20 protein-coding genes are annotated in these 20,680 nt (G+C 69.6%); 12 read left to right on the top strand and 8 right to left on the bottom strand.

Annotation, left to right across the window (positions count from 1 at the left end):
- Window positions 1–41: 41 nt before the first annotated feature.
- The gene (locus tag IFU11_RS14250; protein WP_164486979.1) at window positions 42–872 is read right to left on the bottom strand and encodes an endonuclease domain-containing protein; all 831 of its coding nucleotides are present in this window, start codon (window positions 870–872) and stop codon (window positions 42–44) included.
- A gap of 170 nt (window positions 873–1,042) precedes the next feature.
- Entirely contained in the window at window positions 1,043–3,034 is a 1,992-nt protein-coding gene (gene acs / locus IFU11_RS14245; protein WP_192019357.1) for an acetate--CoA ligase, read from the bottom strand.
- 411 nt (window positions 3,035–3,445) lie between these two features.
- On the opposite strand from acs, the gene IFU11_RS14240 reads away from it, so the two are divergent.
- The gene (locus tag IFU11_RS14240; RefSeq protein ID WP_192019356.1) at window positions 3,446–4,090 is read left to right on the top strand and encodes a SatD family protein; all 645 of its coding nucleotides are present in this window, start codon (window positions 3,446–3,448) and stop codon (window positions 4,088–4,090) included.
- Window positions 4,087–4,884, top strand: a complete 798-nt coding sequence (locus IFU11_RS14235; protein WP_192019355.1) for a hypothetical protein — start codon at window positions 4,087–4,089, stop codon at window positions 4,882–4,884. The genes IFU11_RS14240 and IFU11_RS14235 overlap by 4 nt, the downstream gene beginning before the upstream one ends.
- A 43-nt stretch (window positions 4,885–4,927) precedes the next feature.
- Here the strand turns inward: IFU11_RS14235 and IFU11_RS14230 are convergent, their stop codons facing one another.
- Genes IFU11_RS14230 through uriH form a run of 3 tightly spaced genes read right to left on the bottom strand, consistent with a single transcriptional unit; the run spans window position 4,928 to window position 8,242 of the window.
- Window positions 4,928–5,851, bottom strand: a complete 924-nt coding sequence (locus IFU11_RS14230) for a ribokinase (protein ID WP_192019354.1) — start codon at window positions 5,849–5,851, stop codon at window positions 4,928–4,930.
- A gap of 10 nt (window positions 5,852–5,861) precedes the next feature.
- Window positions 5,862–7,298, bottom strand: a complete 1,437-nt coding sequence (uriT, locus tag IFU11_RS14225; RefSeq protein WP_371742790.1) for a uridine transporter UriT — start codon at window positions 7,296–7,298, stop codon at window positions 5,862–5,864.
- Window positions 7,295–8,242 carry a uridine-preferring nucleoside hydrolase UriH gene (gene uriH, locus IFU11_RS14220; protein WP_079003118.1) on the bottom strand — a complete coding sequence of 316 codons (948 nt, stop codon included), beginning with the start codon at window positions 8,240–8,242 and terminating at the stop codon, window positions 7,295–7,297. The genes uriT and uriH overlap by 4 nt, the downstream gene beginning before the upstream one ends.
- 151 nt (window positions 8,243–8,393) lie before the next feature.
- Here uriH and IFU11_RS14215 point away from each other — a divergent pair, with 151 nt between their 5' ends.
- The 3 genes from IFU11_RS14215 (at window position 8,394) to IFU11_RS20820 (ending at window position 11,681) form a co-directional block, all read left to right on the top strand.
- Window positions 8,394–9,473: a LacI family DNA-binding transcriptional regulator gene (locus IFU11_RS14215; protein WP_371742789.1), complete on the top strand. Its 1,080-nt coding sequence runs from the start codon at window positions 8,394–8,396 to the stop codon at window positions 9,471–9,473.
- Between the two features lie 112 nt (window positions 9,474–9,585).
- Window positions 9,586–10,620 (top strand): TadA family conjugal transfer-associated ATPase, encoded by a 1,035-nt coding sequence (locus IFU11_RS14210; protein WP_192019353.1) that lies wholly within the window; start codon window positions 9,586–9,588, stop codon window positions 10,618–10,620.
- Window positions 10,617–11,681, top strand: coding sequence for a type II secretion system F family protein (locus tag IFU11_RS20820; RefSeq protein ID WP_192019352.1), 1,065 nt, complete (start codon window positions 10,617–10,619; stop codon window positions 11,679–11,681). Before IFU11_RS14210 ends, IFU11_RS20820 begins: the two co-directional genes overlap by 4 nt.
- A 46-nt stretch (window positions 11,682–11,727) precedes the next feature.
- On the opposite strand, the gene IFU11_RS14200 is transcribed toward IFU11_RS20820, so the two are convergent.
- Together IFU11_RS14200 and IFU11_RS14195 are read right to left on the bottom strand one after the other, a co-directional pair.
- Window positions 11,728–12,291, bottom strand: coding sequence for a hypothetical protein (locus tag IFU11_RS14200; RefSeq protein ID WP_244631812.1), 564 nt, complete (start codon window positions 12,289–12,291; stop codon window positions 11,728–11,730).
- Window positions 12,288–12,638, bottom strand: coding sequence for a PadR family transcriptional regulator (locus IFU11_RS14195; protein WP_192019351.1), 351 nt, complete (start codon window positions 12,636–12,638; stop codon window positions 12,288–12,290). Before IFU11_RS14195 ends, IFU11_RS14200 begins: the two co-directional genes overlap by 4 nt.
- Before the next feature lie 175 nt (window positions 12,639–12,813).
- Between IFU11_RS14195 and IFU11_RS14190 the strand changes: the two genes are divergently transcribed.
- From IFU11_RS14190 to IFU11_RS14180, 3 genes are read left to right on the top strand one after another with little or no spacing between them, the layout of a single operon-like run.
- A complete protein-coding gene (locus IFU11_RS14190; protein ID WP_121293956.1) occupies window positions 12,814–13,026 on the top strand; it encodes a DUF4244 domain-containing protein in 213 nt (70 codons plus the stop codon).
- 3 nt (window positions 13,027–13,029) lie between these two features.
- The gene (locus IFU11_RS14185; protein ID WP_192019350.1) at window positions 13,030–13,383 is read left to right on the top strand and encodes a TadE family type IV pilus minor pilin; all 354 of its coding nucleotides are present in this window, start codon (window positions 13,030–13,032) and stop codon (window positions 13,381–13,383) included.
- The gene (locus IFU11_RS14180) at window positions 13,380–13,802 is read left to right on the top strand and encodes an Rv3654c family TadE-like protein (protein ID WP_192019349.1); all 423 of its coding nucleotides are present in this window, start codon (window positions 13,380–13,382) and stop codon (window positions 13,800–13,802) included. The genes IFU11_RS14185 and IFU11_RS14180 overlap by 4 nt, the downstream gene beginning before the upstream one ends.
- Before the next feature lie 19 nt (window positions 13,803–13,821).
- Here IFU11_RS14180 and IFU11_RS14175 read toward each other — a convergent pair whose 3' ends face one another.
- Entirely contained in the window at window positions 13,822–14,067 is a 246-nt protein-coding gene (locus tag IFU11_RS14175) for a hypothetical protein (protein WP_064294660.1), read from the bottom strand.
- 161 nt (window positions 14,068–14,228) lie between these two features.
- On the opposite strand from IFU11_RS14175, the gene topA reads away from it, so the two are divergent.
- The 4 genes from topA to IFU11_RS14155 all read left to right on the top strand — a co-directional run bounded on the left by topA (window position 14,229) and on the right by IFU11_RS14155 (window position 20,665).
- Window positions 14,229–17,084, top strand: coding sequence for a type I DNA topoisomerase (gene topA / locus IFU11_RS14170; RefSeq protein WP_192019385.1), 2,856 nt, complete (start codon window positions 14,229–14,231; stop codon window positions 17,082–17,084).
- The gene (gene tmk, locus IFU11_RS14165; RefSeq protein WP_192019348.1) at window positions 17,081–17,716 is read left to right on the top strand and encodes a dTMP kinase; all 636 of its coding nucleotides are present in this window, start codon (window positions 17,081–17,083) and stop codon (window positions 17,714–17,716) included. Before topA ends, tmk begins: the two co-directional genes overlap by 4 nt.
- Before the next feature lie 180 nt (window positions 17,717–17,896).
- Window positions 17,897–19,030, top strand: coding sequence for a DNA polymerase III subunit delta' (locus tag IFU11_RS14160; RefSeq protein WP_137243700.1), 1,134 nt, complete (start codon window positions 17,897–17,899; stop codon window positions 19,028–19,030).
- A gap of 108 nt (window positions 19,031–19,138) precedes the next feature.
- On the top strand, window positions 19,139–20,665 hold the full coding sequence (locus tag IFU11_RS14155; RefSeq protein WP_371742788.1) for an alpha/beta hydrolase: 1,527 nt from the start codon (window positions 19,139–19,141) through the stop codon (window positions 20,663–20,665).
- Window positions 20,666–20,680 lie beyond the last annotated feature (15 nt).

The following is a 20,680-nucleotide window of genomic DNA, read 5'->3' as shown; positions in this document are numbered from 1 at the left end:
CGTAACCACGTTCATCCTGCTGCGGAGCGGATCTCCTGCGTTCACCACTCATGCCTGCCTTGCGCGATCGCGTCTGAGATCTCGCGCTCGACGAGTGTCCACTCGTGCATGACCTGCCGGTAACTGAACCGCAGGACGGTGTGGCCGGACAGCGCGAGACGGCGATCCTGCGCGAGATCGCGGCTCCGTTGTGACGCATCCTGATGAGGAGCGTGTCCATCGAACTGCAGGATGAGGCGTTCGCCGATGAGTCCGTCGACCCGGTGACCGTCGACCACGACCTGCTGGCTCATGTGGATGCCGATCCGCGCGAGACGGATGCGCGGTATCGACTCGATGCCCGAGTCGGAGAGGTGGCTGACGCGGTCGATCACTCTGCTGAACCGTCGGGAACGGATCGGTATGAGTCTGAGTCGGTCGAGGTCGGCGTCGCCGACGCGGACAGCCGATTCGAAGACCGCGAGCGCGCGTTCGAACGGTTGGCACTCGGCGATGTGGACGAGCGCATTCACCGGTGGCTGCACCAGTGTGCGGGTGGACACCGGCGCCGGTGTCGCGCTCCAATGGAGCCGCAGCCCTGCTTCAGTCGTCGCTGCAGACGTCGAAGGGACGGAGAGGTGGACGAACCCGTCAGCCAGGTTCCACCAGCCGCGACGACCGGCGATCGTCAGACACGTCAATCGTCCTCCGCGCGTCGCCGCGAAGAGGAGTTGAGGATCACACGCCTCGGTCACGAGCCAGTTACGTCTCACGACTCGGACCGAGCCTGATTGCTTTGCTTGTTCGATACCGTGCTTGGTCGCTCCGGCATCGAGCGCGTCGAGACGATGCACGATCCCGTCGCGCCGGTCGATCCACGGGGTGAGGTCCATCACCTCAGCTTCGCGGGCCGGGGGCGGCCACATGCCCCACTCAGGAGTGCTGGGGATGAGGTGCCCGCGAGTCTGCCCTGTGGAGCACAGGAGATCCGCCCCGCAGCAGGACCAACGTGACTACGTTCTCCTGCTGCGGAGCGGATCTCCTGCTGCGACGCTGCGAGGACTTACGTGCTCTTGACCATCTTGTCGGTGATGATCTGCATGACCGTGGTGTCGGCGAGCGTCGTGGTGTCGCCCACCTCGCGGCCCTCGGCCACGTCGCGCAGGAGACGACGCATGATCTTGCCCGAGCGCGTCTTCGGCAGTTCGTTCACGAGGTAGACCTCGCGTGGGCGGGCGATCGGACCGATCTGTTCGCCGACCCAGCTGCGGAGTGCCCCGGTGATGTCCGCGAGTCCGGACGCCTGCTCGAGGTGGGACTCCTTGATGATGACGAAGGCGACGACCGCCTGCCCGGTGGTCTCGTCGGCCGCACCGACCACGGCGGACTCGGCCACCATCTCGTTGGCGACGAGCGCCGACTCGATCTCAGCGGTGGAGAGTCGGTGCCCGGAGACGTTCATGACGTCGTCGACGCGGCCGAGCAGCCAGACGTCGCGGTCCGAGTCGAGCCGGGCGCCGTCGCCGGCGAAGTAGAACGGACCGCCCTCGACGTCCCAGAACTTCTCCCAGTAGGTCTCCTTGAACCGCTCGGGGTCGCCCCAGATGCCGCGCAGCATCGACGGCCAGGGCTCGGTCACGACCAGGAGTCCGCCGCCGCCGGCACCGACCGCGTCACCGGCGTCGTCGACGACGTCGATGGCGATGCCCGGGATCGGGACCTGCGCGCTGCCGGGCTTGGTCGACGTCACACCGGGGAGGGCCGACACCATGATCGCCCCGGTCTCCGTCTGCCACCAGGTGTCGACGATCGGCGCGACCTTGTTGCCGATGATCTTGCGGTACCACATCCACGCCTCGGGATTGATGGGCTCACCCACCGAGCCGAGCAGGCGGAGCGACGACAGGTCGAACTGCTTCGGGATCTTGCGACCGAGCTTCATGAAGGAGCGGATCGCCGTCGGAGCGGTGTAGAAGATGCTCACGCCGTACTTCTCGATGATCTCCCACCAGCGTCCCGGGTGTGGGGCGTCCGGCGTTCCCTCGTAGAGCACCTGCGTCGCGCCGTTCGCGAGGGGTCCGTAGGTGACGTAGCTGTGACCGGTGATCCAACCGATGTCGGCCGTGCACCAGTACACGTCGGTCTCGGGGTGCAGGTCGAAGACGTTCTTGTGGGTGAACGCCGTCTGCGTCAGGTAGCCGCCCGAGGTGTGCAGGATGCCCTTCGGCTTCCCGGTGGTGCCGGAGGTGTAGAGGATGAAGAGCGGCTGCTCGGCGGGGAAGGGCTGCGCCTCGTGCTCGGGTTCGGCGTCGGCGATGGCCTCGTGCCACCAGAGGTCGCGTCCGGCCGTCCAGTCGACCTCGTTCTCGCCGCGACGGACGACGAGCACGTGGTCCACGGTCGCCTGCTCGGGCAGCTCGCCGCGGCTCGCGAGTGCCGCGTCGACGGCGGGTTTGAGCGCGGAGACCTTGCCCTTGCGGTACCCGCCATCGGCGGTGATGACGAGCTTGGCCTCCGCGTCGTCGATGCGGGAGCGCAGGCTGTCGGCGCTGAACCCGCCGAAGACGACCGAGTGGACCGCGCCGATGCGCGCGACGGCGAGCATCGAGACGATCGCCTCCGGGATCATCGGCAGGTAGATGGCGACCCGGTCGCCGGCTTCGACGCCGAGGCTGGTGAACAGGTTGGCCGCGCGCTTGACCTCGGCCGTGAGCTCGGCATAGGTGATCGTGCGGGTGTCGCCGGGCTCGCCCTCCCAGTGGAGGGCGACGCGGTCGCCGTTGCCGGCCTCGACGTGCCGGTCGAGGCAGTTGTAGGCGACGTTCAGCTCGCCGTCGTCGAACCAGGTCGCGAAGGGAGGGTTCGACCAGTCGAGGGTCTTCGTGAACGGCTTGCTCCACGTGAGGAGCTCGCGGGACTGATCGGACCAGAAGGCGAGCCGGTCACTCGACGCCCGCTCGTAGAGCTCGGCGCTGGCGATCGCCTGCGCGGCGAACTCCTCCGACGGTGGGAATCGTCGGTCTTCGTGCAGCAGGCTGTCGATCTGAGTGCTCATCGTGTGTGTCTCGCTCCCTTGCGAATCCGCGTTCCTGACCCGACCTGCCGAGGCGGGTCGAGTCCGTGCCATGCACGAGCGTAGCGCGTTCTCGGTTGCGGATTTGTCACTCATCCGAACAAACTCGTGGGCCCAGTCTGTGAATGATCTGGGCATGGTAGGGAAACCACTCGATCTGGGGTCGTCTGAGTGCTTGTGTTCACCGTTCACTGGCGTACACTTGGACCCGGCCGAATACACATTCGTGCATGCAGTGCCAGCGATTCCCCCCAATCCGGCACTGTAGAGGCGGCACCCATTCCCCCCAATGGGTGCCGCCTTCTTCTGTCTCCGGCGCCGGCTGCAAGCGACCGAGGTCGATCATCGGAATATTGCTTATAGTTCTGCCACTATCAGCTCTATGCTTCTGACATGACCGATCTCCTGCTAGCCGTCGTCGTCGACATCGTCGGTTCCCGCCGTCTCGACGATCGCAACCGCGCTCAACGCGCGATCCAGGACGTCTTCCTCCAGGTGGAGGCCACGTGGCCTGCCGAGCAGCCACTGCGTCCCACGGTCGGCGACGAGTTCCAGGTCGTGTACGCGGACGTCGCGACCGCGCTGCGGGCCACCACCCTCGCGCGGCTCCTGTTCCCCGAGGGGGTCGACTGCCGGTTCGGCCTCGGCTGGGGCGAGGTCACGGACATCGACGCCGGGCAGGACGCCATCATCCAGGACGGCTCCGCCTGGTGGCGGGCCCGAGCCGCCATCGACGAGGCGCATCGTCGGGAGGACAAACGTCAGCCGTACCTGCGATCGTGGTTCGAGGGCGAAGCGCCCCAGGACGGAGACGCCATCGTGAACGCACTCCTCACCTTGCGCGACCACACGATCGATCAGATGCGGAACCCCCGACAGCGACAGCTCGCCGCGGGCGCGCTCCTCGGCCGATCGCAGGAGTCGATGGCTGCCGAAGCCGGCATCTCGCAGTCCGCGGTGTCGCAGAACCTGCAACGATCGGGTGGTGCCGCGCTCGTCTCGGCCCTCGACCTGCTCGCCGGAGCGCCGACTCGATGATCACGGCCGTCCTGCTGCTCATGATCGGGGTCGCCGACATCTGTCGTGGTGTGGTCCGCGGCCCGCGCTGGTCCCCGGCGTTCGGGCTGGTGGTGGTCTGGTTGTTCGCCGTGTTGAGCCTCGGGCTCGACTGGTGGTGGCCGACGCTGGCCGGCCTCGTCGCCCTCGGATGGATCGTGGCCATGCCGTCCTCGGACACCTCGCGACCACGCGGACTCTGGCCCGTGCTGCTGCTCGGTCTCTTCGTCGTCGCCTCCACGCTCGTGTTCGGGGCGGGCGGGACGGCCGACAGCGCCGCAGCGCAGGTCTACGCGGGCTTCGACCTCGGCGTGCTGCAGGAGGTGCCTCTGGCCCTCGCCGTCGCAGCCGGGTCGACCCTCGTCTTCCTCACGCGGAGCAGCAACCTCATCGTGCGGGCATCGCTGCGTCGCGCTCGTGAGGACGATGAGCCGCAGCCGACTGCGACGCCCGCCTCCGCCTGGACGGTCAAGATCCGCGGCCGCGAGTGGGGGAGCGTCGAGCAGGGCGGCACGCCGCTGCGTCCGACGACGCAGCTGCTCGGTGGCCGACTCATCGGCCCGCTCGAACGGGTCTTCATCGTCGTCCTCGCGCTGAGTGGCACCGGTATGGTGATCGCCGCCCTCGTCGCGGCCAAGGGCATCGTGCGCTTCCCGGAGATCTCCGAAGACCGTGGGGTCGGCGGCAAGGCGGAGGAATTCCTCGTCGGCAGCTTCACGAGCTGGGCGATCGCCGCTGCTGCGGTGCTCTACCTCTGGGTGATCGCCGCCGGGTGAGGCGCCACGGGGTCCCGCGTTGGTTCACGCGGGACCCCGGGTCTCATCGCTGCTCGAGGAACGACGCGAGCTGCTCCTGATCGGGGTATGACGCCTGGGCGCCGGCCCCGGTCGCCGCGTAGCTGCCGACGGTCGAGGCGAATCGAGCCGCGTCGACGAGCTCGTCGCCGGCAGCGAGTCGCAGCGCGAGGGCGCCCATGAACGCGTCGCCGCAGCCGGTGGTGTCGACGGCGTCCACCGTCGGCGACGGAACCGGCGTCGGGGCGGCCTCGCCGTCGATCACGACACTGCCCGCGGCCCCGGTCGTGACGACGGCTCGGCGGATGCCGTGGCTGCGCAATGCCGTGGCGGTCGCCTCCCACCCGGCCTCCTCCGGGTCGACCCCTGCGAGGTCGGCCGCCTCGTGCTCGTTCACGAGGAGGACACCGGTCGCATGGAGCAGCTCCTCCGGCACCGGACCGTAGGGGGAGAGGTTGAGGAGTACGAGCGCGCCGGCCGCAGCGCCCCGCCGGGCCGTCTCGAGCACGGTGTCGATCGGCACCTCGAGGCACAGGCAGACGACGCCGGCACCGTCGAGCGCCGTCCACGCCCCGCCGATCCGATCCGGCGTGAGGGTGCCGTTCGCCCCGGGCGACACGATGATCGTGTTCTCCCCGGCGTCGTCGACGGTGATGACCGCGGTGCCCGTCGCGACGTCGTCACGTCGGGCGATCCGGGTGACGTCGACCCCGGAGGTCGAGAGCGACTCGAGCAGGAGGGACCCGTGCGCGTCGTCGCCGACCGCGCCGACCATGGTGACGTCGCCGCCGAGTCTGCCCGCGGCGACCGCCTGGTTGGCGCCCTTGCCGCCGGGGATGACGGCGAGTTCGGATCCCGTGAGCGTCTCCCCGGGCTGCGGGAAGCGTGCCGTGCGGACGACGAGGTCCGCGTTCAAGGACCCGACGACGACGATGCGTGGACTCTGCATGGTGACCCTCCTAGGCTGCCGAGGCGGTCTCGGCCGGACGGACCTCGGCGCCCGCGGGCTTCGGGATGAGGAACGACACCAGCAGGGCGACAGCGGTGATGCCCGCGCCGACCAGCATGGCACTCGTGTACCCGGCCGTCGACGTCCCTCCGGCGGGTGCGACGGCGATCTGCACGGCGGGGAGGACGACGAAGCTGAGGCCTGCGCCCAGGTTGAAGGCGCCCGCGTTCAGTCCGGGCAGGAAGCCCGGGTTCTCCTTCGGCGACAGGACGATGCCCAGCCCGTTGAGCATGATGTTGCCGATGCCCGCGTAGGTCGCACCGATGAGGACGGTCGTCGCGATGAGGACGGGGAGCGAGTGCACGCCGACGAGCGCCATGATGACGATCGAGACGATGCTGCCGATGAGGCCGATGCGGAGCACGTTCAGGTAGCCGAGCGTGGGCGCGAGGCGACCGGCGAACGGGCCGACGAGCCAGCCGACGAGGGCGTACGGCGTCAGGAATGCGAGGGAGGCGAGGTCGGCCTCCATGCTGAACCCCGCGTCGGTGTTCTGGGCGATCGAGGTGACGAGGCCGTTGGCGACGGCGAAGACACCGGTCATCGTGAGCAGCGTCGTGAGCAGGAGCGCCCAGGTGCTGCGCTGGCGGAGGTACTTCGTGGCGACCAGCGGTTCGGCGACCCGGTTCTCGACGGTCCAGAAGATCGCGAACGCGACGAGGGCGACGACGATGAACCCGCCGACGAGCAGCCAGTTCGCCGCGGCGAGCTTCCCGGCCTCGTTGAACGCGGTGAGCAAGGCGGCGATCGAGACGACGAGCGGAAGCACGCCCCACCAGTCCATCCTCGTGCCCTTCGAGGGCTGCGAGTTCGCGGCCCACAGGACGACGAACACGATCGCGACGGCTGCGACGACAGCCATGGTCCAGAAGACGGACCGGAAGCCGTGGTTCGTGACGAGCCATCCGCCGGCGAGGGCGTCGATCCCGGCGATGCCGCCGTTGACCGCGGTGATGAGGCCCATCATGGCGCCGTACCGCTTCGGGTCGGTGACCTCGGCGCGCAGCATGAGCAGGGTGATGGGCACGACCGGCCCGGACACGCCCTGGATGATGCGGCCGACGAACAGCATCTCGACGTTCACGGCGAGGGCCGCGACGACGGTGCCGACGAGCATGATGATGAGCATGCCGGTCAGGACACGCTTTCGGCCGATGATGTCGCTGAGACGGGGGAGGAAGACGGAGAACAGCGCCGCCGTGGTGAAGAACATGGTCTGCGACAGGCCGATGGTGGCGTCGTCGGTCTGCAGTTCGCGCGCCATGCTGACGAGTGCGGGGCTCAGCATGCTGGCGTTCAGCTGGAACGCGACGCACGCGGCGAGCAACGCCGTCATGAGGGCGCCGATGCGGACGGCGGGCTTCGTGGAGTTCAGGAGGTCGCTCACAGCTCGATCTCCCCGATGTTCTCGAGGGCGTCGGTGACGAGGCCCCAGAAGCGTGCGTGGTCGAGCTCGGTCGCGGCCCAGGTGCTGCAGTCGTCCGGCGCCGGGCTGCGGAAGTCGGCGACCGTCATGCCGAGGGTGAGCGTGCCCGTGAGTTCGATGTCGATCGGCACCTTGACGGTCCGCACGATCGTCGGGTCGATCACGTAGGCGACCGCGCACGGGTCGTGCACGGGCGGGCTGTCGAAGCCCTGTGCGTCCTTGTAGGTGGTGCCGAAGAACTCGAGCAGTTCCTCGACGAAGCGTGCCGGGCCGGTGCCGATCGCAGCGATCCGCTCGACGACCTCCGGGGTGGCGAGGGCCTGGTGCGTGAGGTCGAGGCCGACCATGACGACGGGCCAGCTCTCGTTGAAGACGATGTGCGCGGCCTCGGGGTCGATCTTGATGTTGAACTCGGCCACCGCCGACCAGTTGCCGACGTGGTAGCCGCCGCCCATGAGGACGACCTCCTTGACACGCTCCACGATGCGCGGCTCCTTGCGGGCTGCGAGGGCGATGTTCGTCAGGCCGCCGGTCGGGACGAGGGTGATCTCGCCCGGCTCGTGCGACATGACGAGGTCGATGATGAGGTCGATGGCGTGCCGGTCGTCGAGGGCGATCGCCGGTTCGGGGAGGACGGGGCCGTCCATGCCCGATTCACCGTGGATGTCCGGCGCGTTCTCGAGCGGGCGTACGAGCGGGCGGTCGGCGCCGGCGGCGAACGGCACGTCGGTGATCCCGGCGATGCGGGCGACGGCGAGGGCGTTCCGGGTGACCTTCGGGAGCGTCTGGTTGCCGACGACGGTCGTGACGGCGAGCAGTTCGATCTCGGGGTTGCCGTGTGCCAGAAGGATGGCGATCGCGTCGTCGTGGCCTGGGTCGCAGTCGAGGATGATCTTGCGGGGCATGGTTCTCCACATCGTTGGGGTGCTGGGGGAGTCCGGCGTCGACGCGCGTAAAGCGCTTCAGGTCCGCCGGGAGCAGCCTACGTCAAGCGCTTTAGGTTCGCCAAACCGGGTCGTTCGGCCCAGGGTTCAGCCGTCCCGATACGATCGACGGGTGCCCCTCGAACCGAACGATCCCCAGCCCCGTGCCGCCCGTCGCGTCACGGCGGCGATGGTGGCAGAGCGGGCCGGGACGTCGGTCGCGACCGTGTCACTCGTCGCCAACGGCAAGGATGCCGGGCATGTGTCGGCACAGAACGCCGAACGGGTGCGCCAGGCGATCGCGGAGCTCGGCTACGTCGCCGACCACGCCGCGCGGGCGCTCGCGAGCGGGTCCAGCAACCTGGTCGTCTTCGTGACCCCGGACGCGTCGAACCCCTACTTCGGTGCGGTGATCCGGGGGCTCAGGGCCGGCCTCGGCGACGCGTACCAGCTGCTCGTGTCGGTGACCGGGGAGGGCGACGTGCCCACGGCAGCGGTGCTCGGCCGCTTGGCGGCCCTCCGGCCGGCCGGGGTCGTGGTCGACGCGCCGAGCGAGGCCTTCCTCGAGGAGCTCCGGCTCGACACCGCGCTCGTGTTGCTCGACGCACCCCGCCTTCCGACGACCACGGCGGAGGCCGCGTCCGGTGCAGTCGCCGCCGACCGACGTGCCGTCTCCGTCGACTTCGACCTCCTCGGCGGTGTCCGAGCGCTCCTCGACCACCTCCACGTCCTGGGTCACCGGCAGCTCGGGTACCTCGGCGGCCGCACGGCGACGGACACGTTCCTCCTGCGTCGATTGCTGCTCGAGCGCGAGGCTGCCGTGCGCGGTATGCGGGTGCACGCCGACGATCGCGCGGAGAGCATCATCGATCTCGAAGCGGCGGCCGCGGCATTCGTCGACAGCTGGCCGCGGTGGCGCGACTCCGGGGTGACCGCGCTGGTCTGCGCAACCGACACGCACGCGTACGGGGTGCTGCAGTCGGCGCGGGCGATGGGCATGCCGGTGCCGGGGGAGCTCGCGGTGGTCGGGTTCGACGACCTGGCGTCGTCGGTGGTGAGCGATCCGCCGTTGACGAGTGTGCGGTTGCCCGGTGAGGCGCTCGGTCGCGCGGGCGCCGAGCAACTCCTCGCCCGGATCGAGGGCCGGACGGTGGAACCCGCCCCGGTGATCGCTGCGGACCTCGTCATCCGCGCCTCGACGATCGGTCGCTGAGGCGGGGCGACGTCCGCCTGACCCCGCTCCACAACCGCGACCGTTCGCGTGACGTCGTGTGGTCCGCGCCTCCACACTGCGGTGCTCGTACGGGCGCGCCTACGCTCGCCGCATGTCCGATCGCTTCGTCGTCTCCGTCCCGCCCGATGCCGCTCCGCCCGACCCGCCGGGGGCGGCGGCCGACACCGAGCCCGCGCGTGCGGCCGAGTCGCGCGGGGTCACGGCGCTCGCCGACTTCGGGGCTCTTGCTCCCTACCTCGCCGATCCGGGGGTCACCGATCTCTTCGTGAACGGTTCGTCCGGCCTCTGGCTCGACCACGGTGCCGGGCTCGTCCGGGAGGCGGGGTGGCGCTCCGATGAGGCGACCATCCGAGCGCTCGCGGTGCGCCTGGTGGCGAGGGGCGGGCGGCACGTCGACGAGGCGACCCCGTGCGTCGACGTGCGTCTGCAGGACGGGGTGCGGGTGCACGTGGTCCTCCCGCCGGTGTCGACCCGGGGGACGTTGCTGTCCATCCGGGTGCCGCGGGACGAGGCGCTGGGGTTCGATGCGCTGCAGGCCGCCGGGATGTTCCCGGCGGCGGTCGCCGAGCTGCTGCGCGACGCGGTCGCGGCCCGGACGAACATCCTCATCACCGGCGCGGGTGGCTCCGGCAAGACGACGCTCCTCGGCGCCCTGCTCGGCCTCGCCTCACCCGCCGAGCGGCTCGTCGTGATCGAGGACGTCGCGGAGCTGAGGGTCCTCCACCCGCATGTCGTCGCACTCCAGTCGCGCCAGGCCAACCTGGAGGGGGCCGGCGGCATCGACCTCGAACGCCTCCTGCGCGAGGCCCTCCGCATGCGTCCCGACCGGCTCGTCCTCGGCGAGTGCCGGGGGCCCGAGGTGCGCGAGCTGCTGTCGGCGCTCAACACCGGGCACGACGGTGGTGCCGGCACTCTCCATGCGAACTCCGTGACCGACGTGCCCGCCCGTTTGGAGGCGCTCGGTGCGCTCGCCGGCATGAGTCAGGAGGCCGTCGCCCGTCAGGCGACGAGCGCGATCGGACTCATCGTGCACCTGGCACGGCTCCCGGTCGGCCGACAGGTGGTCGCGGTCGGCCGCCTCCTGATCGACGAACACGATCGCCTCTCCGTCGAGGAGCTACCGTGACCCGGCTACGGGTCCTGCGGCGAGTGCTCGCCGCGCTTCCCGGTGCGGCCCAACCCGATGACGACGGCCCGGCACGCGTGGCGCGCACCACCCGTCGTCTGGCCGTGCTGCTGGGTGCCGGCGTCGCACCCGGCAGCGCTTGGAGGCATCTGGCCCTGGAAGCGGACGCCGATGCGCGGACGCGATCAGCAGCGGGGTCCGTCGGGCTCGCGACGGATGAACCGGACGACGAAGCCGGCCCGACGAGCGATCATCGGGCCGACGCGGCGGTGCTGTCAGCGGTGGCCGATGCTGCAACGCACGGCGGCGACCTGCCGGCGGCGATCGCCGCCATCGCTGATCAGGAGACGGGTGCTGGCGCGCGCACAGCCTGGGCGGGCCTGGCAGCCGCTTGGCAGGTCGCTGCGATCAGCGGCGCACCACTCGGCGTCTGTCTGCGCGACCTCGCCGGGTCGCTGCGCGAGTTGGACCGCATCGGTCGCGACGTCGGCACAGCGCTCGCCGGACCGTCCGCGACGGCGAGGCTGGTGCTCTGGTTGCCGCTCGTCGCCGTCCTCCTCGGGATGGCCCTCGGCTTCGACACACTGCGGACGCTCTTCGCGACGCCTCCTGGGCTCTGCTGTCTCGCGGCGGGCGTGGTGTTCCTCATCCTCGGTGCGCGCTGGAGTTCGGCGCTCAGTGCACGGGCGGCCAGGCGCGACCCGGCACCGGGGTTGTCGCTCGACCTCGTCGCGGTGGCGATGGCGGGTGGGGGAGCGGCGCCGGCGGCCCGGTCGATCGTCGAGGAGGCGTGCGAGCGGTTCGCCGTCCCCTACGACGGTGCCACGATCACGAGCGTCCTCGCCCTGTCGGCCAGGGCGGGCATCCCCGCCGGTGAGCTGCTGCGCAGCGAGGCGGAGCAGCAGCGTGATCAGGCGCGGTCCGACGGTGAGCGGGCAGCCGCGATCCTCGCGACCCGCCTCATGATCCCGCTCGGGGTCTGCATCCTGCCGGCCTTCCTCCTCGTCGGTGTTGCTCCGCTCCTCCTCAGCGTCGTCACGTCGACGACGCTCGGCTTCTGAGGCCCTGGCCGCCGCCGACCCGCCCTGCTGCAGTCGCGGGTCTCCTTCAGCCGCGGGAGCGTGGCAGTGCGCGCCAGCAGCGTGCTCCGACGAGCACGGCGACGGCGATGATCACGATCGGCACGAGGATCCACGCGACGTCGCCGGACCAGCCGACGCCAATGCCGTCTCCGTTGGCGAAGGCGAGCACGTCGACGAAGAAGAACCGTGCGTGCGCTTCATCGAGTGTCGACTGCTCGACCACCGAGAGCATCCCGAGGGTGAACAGGGCGAACGAGAACCAGTAGGCGAGGATCGCGACACCGCCCCAGATGACCCCGATCGACCAGGTCGGTCGCAAGCGGGCCGGGTCGTCGGCGTAGCGGGCGGCCAGAGCGCGTGGTGAGCCGAGGTCGGCCACGGCGATCGTCATCGGTCGCTGATCGACCGAGAGCTCGTCCCGGAGTGAACGGATGATCGAACGGCGTTCCCGCCCCGTGACCACGGCCTCGAGGTGCCAGTCGAGGCGCTGCAGGTACGAGTCTCGTCGCCAGCGGTCCGCGACGCTCAGTCCGCGTGCAGCGCGCTCGGCGAGCAGGTCGTCCGCTGTGGGGCGCTTCTGATCGATCATGCTGATGCTCCTTCAGGGTCGATTCCTCGTTCGGCGATGTCGGTCATCGCCCTCCAGCGGGCGATGGCGTCGAGCCTCGCCGTGTCTCCTCGTTCGGTGATCGCGTAGTACTTCCGTGCTGGGCCGCCCGAGGAGGCGACCCGACGCGCGGTCACCAGTCCGTCGCGTTCGAACCGGCTGAGGACCGGATACACGACGCCGGTCGCCAGGTCGGCCAGACCGAGGGCTCGGAGCCGTTCGACGAGCTCGTATCCGTAGGTCTCGCCGCGGTGCACGGTGGACAGGATGAGCATCGGCAACACGCCTCGGAGGAGTTGCGAGTCGCGCGCCGCCAACTGTTCATCCATGACTATTACTCAAGCATGAATAGCCACTGGGTGCAAGGCGAGTTCGCTCCACAACCGGCCGGTCGACGCGGCCCGTCGCCGACATCGGCTCCGCCCGCGCGTCGCTGGACGCGGTCGCCGAACATGGAGGTGTTCGTGCCACGAGCGCAGCACTCCGGTGCGGGGAAGGAACATCATGATCACGATCGGTCGTCGAGTCGAGCAGCGTGTCACGCGCGAGGTGCGGCGCGTCCTGCAGGACGAACGGGGGTCCGCCACGGCGGAGTACGCGGTGGCCACGATGGCGGCCGTCGGGTTCGCCGGGCTCCTCGTCGCCATCCTCCGCGGAGACGAGGTGCGGGGCATCCTCACCGACCTCATCCGACGAGCCCTGACGGCGAACGGTTGAGTCGTGCGGCTGAAGGTGCCGGCATGGCGTTCGGAGGACGGCGCGGTGACGGCGGAGTTCGCGGTCGTCGTCCCGGCCGTCGTCCTCGTGCTGGCGATGGGGCTCTCCGCGGTGCAGGTCGGGCTGACCCAGCTCCGTGCGACCGACGCGGCGGCGGACGCCGCCCGGAGTCTGGGGCGAGGCGACGATGCCGGGACTGCGGCGGGCCGGGTCGCGCGCGTCCTCCCGGGGGCCACCATGACGAGTGGGGCGGAAGGCGACCTCGTCTGCGTGCGGGTCGACGCGGTGGGCGGATCCGGCCTGGCCGCCGTCGTCCCGGTGTCGGCGTCCTCGTGTGCCATGGGCGGCGGCCGATGAGCGTGAGGTGGCGCCTCCTGGTCCTCCGCACGAAGGACGGGATCCAGGAGGAGAGCGGAGCCGGGTCGGTTCTGGCGGCAGGCATCCTCGGCGCCCTGGTCGCCGTCCTCCTGGCGACGCTGCCCGCGGTGACGCTGTTCGCCGCTCATCAGCGAGCGGCGAATGCAGCCGACGCAGCCGCGTTGGCGGCAGCCGACACCGCGTCCGGCCGCCTCCCAGGCTTCCCCTGCGAAACTGCTCGCATGGTCGCGGCGCGCAATGCGGCGTCGCTCGGCACCTGCAGTGTGGAGGGCGTCACCGTCCTCGTCGACGCCACTGTCGACACGGCCTTCGGCGCCATCACCGTCGCCGCGAGAGCCGGACCTCCTCCGGAGGCATCCGGCACCGTCGTCGGGGTGCCCGTGACCGCCACCTATTAAGAGGTAGCGGTGAGAACGGTCAGCCCTGACCGGAGTCGGTCGTGAAGACCGCCTCCAGGAAGCGGTAGTCGACGGCGCTCGGGGCACCGGAGTCGTCGTACTCCTCGCCGGTCGTCCGGGCGTACCGGTAGACCTTGCCGGCGGTGCCGCTCGGCACGTCGACGGTGGGCGTCGGTGATCCGTGGTCGCTGAGTCGGGCGCTGATCGTCTTGCCCTCCAGTGGACCGTCGGTCAACTTCACGGTGTAACTCGTCTGGGTACTCATGGCAGACATTCTGCTCCGAACGCCGCAGAACGCAAGGGGATGGACACGCGCGTGGCCGCCCCACGATTGGACAAGCCTGCTGTGCACGTGTGTATGGTGTGCCTGATGGAAGGAGCCTCGTGGCAGGCAAGAAACTCGTGATCGTAGAGTCACCGACCAAGATGAAGTCGATCGCCGGATATCTCGGTGACGACTACGAGGTGCTGTCCTCGGTCGGTCACATCCGCGACCTCATCGAGCCGAAGAACCTTCCCGCCGAGCTCAAGAAGGGCTCGCTCGGCAAGTTCTCGGTCGACGTCGACAACGGCTTCGAGCCGTACTACGTCGTCTCCGACGCGAAGAAGAAGACCGTCGCGGACCTCAAGCGCGCACTCAAGAACGCCGACGAACTCCTCCTCGCGACTGATGAGGACCGCGAAGGCGAAGCCATCGCGTGGCACCTCCTGCAGGTCCTGCAGCCCAAGGTCCCCGTCAGCCGCATGGTCTTCCACGAGATCACCAAGGACGCCATCCTCGCCGCGAAGGACAAGACGCGACCCCTCGACACCGACCTCGTCGACGCCCAGGAGACCCGCCGGATCCTCGACCGCCTGTACGGGTACGAGATCTCGCCCGTGCTCTGGCGCAAGGTCGGCCCCGGACTGAGCGCCGGACGCGTGCAGTCCGCCGCCACCCGACTCGTCGTCGACCGGGAGCGCGAACGCCTCGCCTTCCGCGCCGCCTCCTACTGGGACGTCGTCGCCCGCTTCCTCCCGGAGGCAGACGCCACCGGAGCGCCGTTCACCGCGCGCCTCGTCCGGCTCGACGGCGACCGCGTCGCCACCGGCCGCGACTTCGACGACCTCGGACAGCTCAAGGGCAGTGCGGTCCCGCTCGACGAACAGCGGGCCACGGCGCTCGCCGCAGCACTCGAGCAGTCGAAGGCGACCGTCCTCTCCGTCGAGTCCAAGCCGTACTCCCGCCGTCCGGCGGCTCCCTTCACGACCTCCACGCTCCAGCAGGAGGCCGGTCGCAAGCTCCGCTTCTCCGCACGCCAGACGATGAGCGTCGCGCAGTCGCTGTACGAGAACGGCTACATCACCTACATGCGTACCGACTCGCCCTCGCTGAGCAAGCAGGCGATCGACGCGGCCCGGAAGCAGGCTGCTGCGCTCTACGGTGCCGAGACGGTGCCCGACAAGCCGCGCCTCTACAGCGGCAAGAGCAAGAACGCGCAGGAGGCGCACGAGGCGATCCGTCCCTCGGGCGACACGTTCCGTACGCCGTCCTCGCTCGCGTCGACCCTCCGCGGCAACGACTTCAAGCTGTACGACCTGATCTGGAAGCGCACCGTCGCCAGCCAGATGGCCGACGCGAAGGGTTCCACCGCGACGATCACGCTCGAGTCGAAGACCGACGTGGGCCGCGCCGAGTTCACCGCCTCCGGCACCGTCATCACCTTCCGCGGCTTCCTCGCCGCTTACGAAGAGGGCCAGGACGAGGACCGCAACTCGCAGGACGACGCGTCCGAGGCGAAGTTGCCGCCCCTCACCGAAGGCCAGCAGCTCGGCATCGAGGACCCGGAGGCGAAGGGGCACGAGACCTCGCCGCCCCCGCGGTACACCGAGGCCAGCCTGGTGAAGCGACTCGAGGAGCTCGGCATCGGGCGACCATCCACGTTCGCATCGATCATCTCCACGATCATCGACCGCGGCTACGTGACGCAGCGCGGCCAGGCGCTCATCCCCAGCTGGGTGGCGTTCAGCGTCGTCCGTCTCCTGGAGGAGTACTTCGAGGAGCTCGTCGAGTACGACTTCACCGCGGAGATGGAGAACGACCTCGACCGGATCGCCGGCGGCTCGGTCGACCGCGTCGACTGGCTCAAGGGCTTCTACTTCGGTGACGACTCGGGTCGCGGCCTGCGTCAGGTCATCGACAACCTGGGCGACATCGACGCCCGCCGCATCAACTCGATCGTCATCGACGACGGGGTCACGCTCCGCATCGGCAAGTACGGCCCGTACCTCGAGGTCACGCCCGACGGTCCGCCGCCGGCCGAGGGTGAGGAAGCCCCGACGCCGCGTCGGGTCAACCTGCCCGAGGATCTCGCGCCCGACGAACTGACACCAGCGAAGGCGCACGAGCTCATCGACGCACCCGTCGTCGGCGATCGCGTCATCGGCGTGAACCCGACGACCGGCAAGGAGATCGTCGCGAAGGACGGACGCTTCGGCCCGTACATCACCGAGGTCGACCCGGAGCCCGAGGCGGAGCTCTCCGTCGACACGGCGACCGGCGAGGTGACCGAGCCTGCTGCGGGTGCCAAGAAGAAGGCCCCCGCCAAGAAGAAGGCGGCGGCCGAGAAGCCCCGCACCGCGTCGCTCTTCAAGTCGATGGACCTCGCGACCATCGACCTCGAGACCGCGCTCAAGCTCCTCGACCTGCCTCGCGTCGTCGGCGCCGACCCCGAGTCGGGCGAGGAGATCCTCGCGCAGAACGGTCGCTACGGTCCGTACCTGAAGAAGGGCACCGACACCCGGTCGCTCACCTCCGAGGACGACATCTTCGCGGTCGACCTCGCCGGTGCCGTCGAGCTGTTCGCACAGCCCAAGTACGGAGCCCGGAAGGCGTCGAGCGCCCTCAAGGAGTTCGAGGCCGACCCCGAGAGCGGGAAGCCGATCAAGATCAAGGACGGCCGCTTCGGCGCCTACGTGACCGACGGCGTGACCAACGCGACGATCCCGCGTGGCGAGGAGGTCGACGACGTCGACTTCGAGCGAGCGGTCCAGCTCCTCGCGGACAAGCGCGCGAAGGGCCCGGCGAAGCCGAAGGCCGGTCGTAAGGCTCCCGCGAAGAAGGCCCCTGCGAAGAAGGCTCCGGCCAAGAAGACTGCCGCGGCGAAGACGGGGACCGCCAAGACGGCGGCCACGAAGTCCGCGACGGCCACGTCGACCGCCCGTTCGGAAGCGGCGAAGAAGGCTGCCGCGACCCGCGCCGCGAACAAGGCGGCTGCGGCGAAGGCCGACGCCGTCACGTGAGCGAGGGAGAACGCCCTCGGGGCCTGTTCATCACCCTCGAGGGCGGCGACGGTGTCGGGAAGTCGACGCAGGCTCGACTCCTGAGCGACTGGTTCGAGCAGCAGGGGCGGACGGTCGTCCGAACCCGTGAGCCGGGCGGCAGTGAGCTCGGTGTCGAGATCCGCGAGATCGTGTTGCATCACCGAGGCGACATCAGCCCGCGTGCCGAGGCCCTGCTCTACGCAGCGGACCGTGCTCACCACATCGCCACCGTGGTGCGCCCGGCCCTCGCGAGGGGCGAGGTCGTCCTGCAGGACCGGTACCTCGACTCGTCGGTCGCCTATCAGGGCAGCGGACGCGTGCTCGACGCCGAGCAGATCCGCAGCATCTCGCTCTGGGCCGCCGAGGACCTCCTGCCCGACGTGACCGTGCTCCTCGACCTGGACGTCGCGGTCGCCCGTGGTCGTCTCGACAACGCCAACAAGCGGTTCGACCGGCTCGAGGCCGAGGCGCAGGACTTCCACACCCGGGTGCGGGAGTCGTTCCTCGCCCTCGCGGCAGCGGAGCCCGAGCGGTTCCTCATCGTCGACGCGTCGCTCCCACCCGAGCAACTCGCCGCCGACATCCAGGCCCGCATCGCACCGCTCCTCTGAGCACACCCCCTCCCGGTCCCTGAGCGCACCCCACTCCGGTTCCTGAGCCTGTCGAAGGGCACACCCTCCCGGGTCCCTGAGCCAACACCGTTCCGGTCCCTGAGCGCACATCTCCCCGGTCCCTGAGCTTGTCGAAGGGCCCCGCCTGCTCAGGTCGGTACCGCCCGGTATCGTAGACGCATGGCTTCCTGGACCGACTTGACGGGTCAACGCGACGCGATCGAGCTCCTCCAGTCGGCGTCGGACCCGGTCACGCCCAAGGGCCTCACCCACGCCTGGCTCATCACCGGGCCGCCCGGTTCGGGGCGGTCGACCCTCGCCTACGCGTTCGCCGCCGCGCTCCTCAGCCGCGAGCCCGGGGGCGACGACGTCACCCGTCGTCAGGTGGAGGCGCGCACCCACCCCGACCTCTCCGCGCTGAGTACCGATCGCGTCATCATCACGATCGACGAGGTCCGCGACCTCGTCCGGAACGCCTACCGCGCGCCATCCGTCGGTCGCTTCCGCGTCATGGTCGTCGAGGACGCCGACCGCATGACCGAGCGCACCTCCAATCTGCTCTTGAAGTCGCTCGAGGAACCGCCGAGCAGCACGATCTGGGTGCTGTGCGCGCCGAGCGAGGCCGACCTGTTGCCCACCATCCGGTCGCGCGTCCGCTCGGTCCGCCTCGGCGTCCCCACCATCGACGACGTCGCCGAGCTGCTGGAACGGCGCGACGGCGTGGCGCCCGAACTCGCCGAACGCGCCGCCCGCGAGGCGCAGAGCCACGTCGGCATGGCCCACCGCCTCGCGACCGACCCCGGCGCACGGCAGCGCCGCGAGTCCACGCTCCGTGCCGTGCTCGACATCCGGAGTGCCGGCCAGGCGGTCGTCACCGCTGGTCGCCTCCTGGAGCTGGCGGGCGACGACGCGAAGGCGTACACCTCGCTCCGCGACGAGGCCGAGCGGGAGAGCACACTGCGCTCACTCGGCGTCGAGCCCGGTCAGTCGGTCCCGCCGGCCCTCCGCTCGCAGGTCCGGGCGATGGAGGAGGACCAGAAGCGGCGCGCCACCCGCAGCCTGCGCGACGGGCTCGACCGGATCATGGTCGACCTGCTCTCGCTGTACCGCGACATCGTGCTCCTGCAGCTGGGGCACGACGCCACGATCATCAACCGTGAATTGCGTCCGGAACTCGAGGAAGCCGCTCGCCGGACGACGCCTGCGGTTACGATCGAAACCTTGGAGGCGATCTCCGTCGCCCGCACACGAATCGAAGGGAACGTCGCCCCGGCGCTGGCCTTGGAGGCCATGCTCGTGTCGGCGGTCCGGTAGGGAGCCTCTGTGACTTCGCCCAGGCAGCAGCCGTCTGACTCGACGGGATCGACCGGTGCACCCCGTCGCAGGGGTCCCGGTGCGCGCCGTACGGCGCGGGTCGCCCTGGTGGCCGGTCTCGCGGTCGCGGCACTCACCCTGAGCGGGTGCGTGACGGCCTTCCTGCCGCCGAAGGCCGCCGAGCCGACGACGTCGTCCTCCTCGCCGGCGACGAGCGACGTCGACGCCGAGCTGAAGCCCTTCTACGAGCAGCAGCTCGACTGGAAGACCAGCGGCTGTGCCGACGGCTTCGAGTGCGCCACGGCGAAGGCGCCCATCGACTGGGACAACCCCTCGGACGGCGAACTCTCCCTGGCGCTCGTGCGTCACCAGGCGACGAACGGCAAGCCGATCGGCTCGCTTTTCATGAACCCCGGCGGACCGGGTGGTTCCGGTTACAGCCTCGTCGCCGACAGCCTCGACTTCGCCGTCGACAAGGACCTCCAGGAGAACTTCGACGTCGTCGGTTTCGACCCGCGCGGTGTCGGCAAGTCGACGCCGGTGACCTGCCTGACCGACTCCGAGATGGACGCGTACCTGTACGACGTGACGCCAGGGAAGCGCGGCTCCGACGAGTGGATCGCCGCGAACGAGAAGGCCGCGAAGGACTTCGGAGACGCGTGTGCGGAGGAGACGGGCAAGATGCTCGAATTCGTCGACACGCAGAGCGCCGCGAAGGACCTCGACATGCTGCGCGCCGCCGTCGGCGACAAGCAGCTCTACTACCTCGGCTACTCGTACGGCACCTTCCTCGGCGCGACGTACGCGGAGCTCTTCCCGAAGAACGTCGGGCGCCTCGTGCTCGACGGTGCGATCGACCCGTCGACGTCGAACTTCGAGGTCGTCAAGGAGCAGGCCAAGGGCTTCGAGAGTGCTCTGCGCGCCTACCTCGAGGACTGCATGACGGGCAAGGACTGCCCGTTCAAGGGCTCCGTCGACAGCGCGATGACCGAGATCAAGACGCTCCTCGACGAGGTCGACGCGAACCCGATCCCCGGCGACGACGGACGTGAGCTGGGCGGCAACACCCTGCTCACGGCGATCATCTACCCGCTGTACCAGGCCGATGCCTGGCCCTACCTCAGCCAGATGTTCGACGAGGTCATGCAGGGCGGGACCGACATCGCGTTCCAGTTCGCCGACGGTTACAACGGTCGCAACGAGTCCGGCAAGTACGCCGACAACCAGACCGAGGCCTTCAACGCGATCAACTGCCTCGATTACAGCTACGACGACGACAAGACGAAGATGGCCGACGAGGCGAAGCAGCTGGAGGAGGCGGCTCCCGTGATCGGCGAGTACATGGCCTACGGCGACACGTTCTGCGCCAACTGGCCGTACCAGACGCGGACCGAGCGTGGGGAGATCCACGCGAAGGGTGCTGCGCCGATCCTCGTCGTCGGGACGACGAACGACCCGGCCACGCCGTACGTCTGGGCGCAGAACCTCGCGGAGCAGCTCGTCAAGGGTCAGCTGATCACCTACAAGGGTGAGGGTCACACGGGCTACAACAAGGGCAGCGACTGCGTGAACCAGGCGGTCGATCAGTACCTCATCGACGGCACGGTGCCGTCGAAGGACCCGATGTGCAGTTGACGGCGGGATCCTGAT

It is taken from the genome of Plantibacter sp. CFBP 8804 (assembly GCF_014841225.1).
Taxonomy (GTDB): Bacteria; Actinomycetota; Actinomycetes; order Actinomycetales; family Microbacteriaceae; genus Plantibacter; species Plantibacter auratus.
This window is presented reverse-complemented; position numbering and strand designations above follow the sequence as displayed.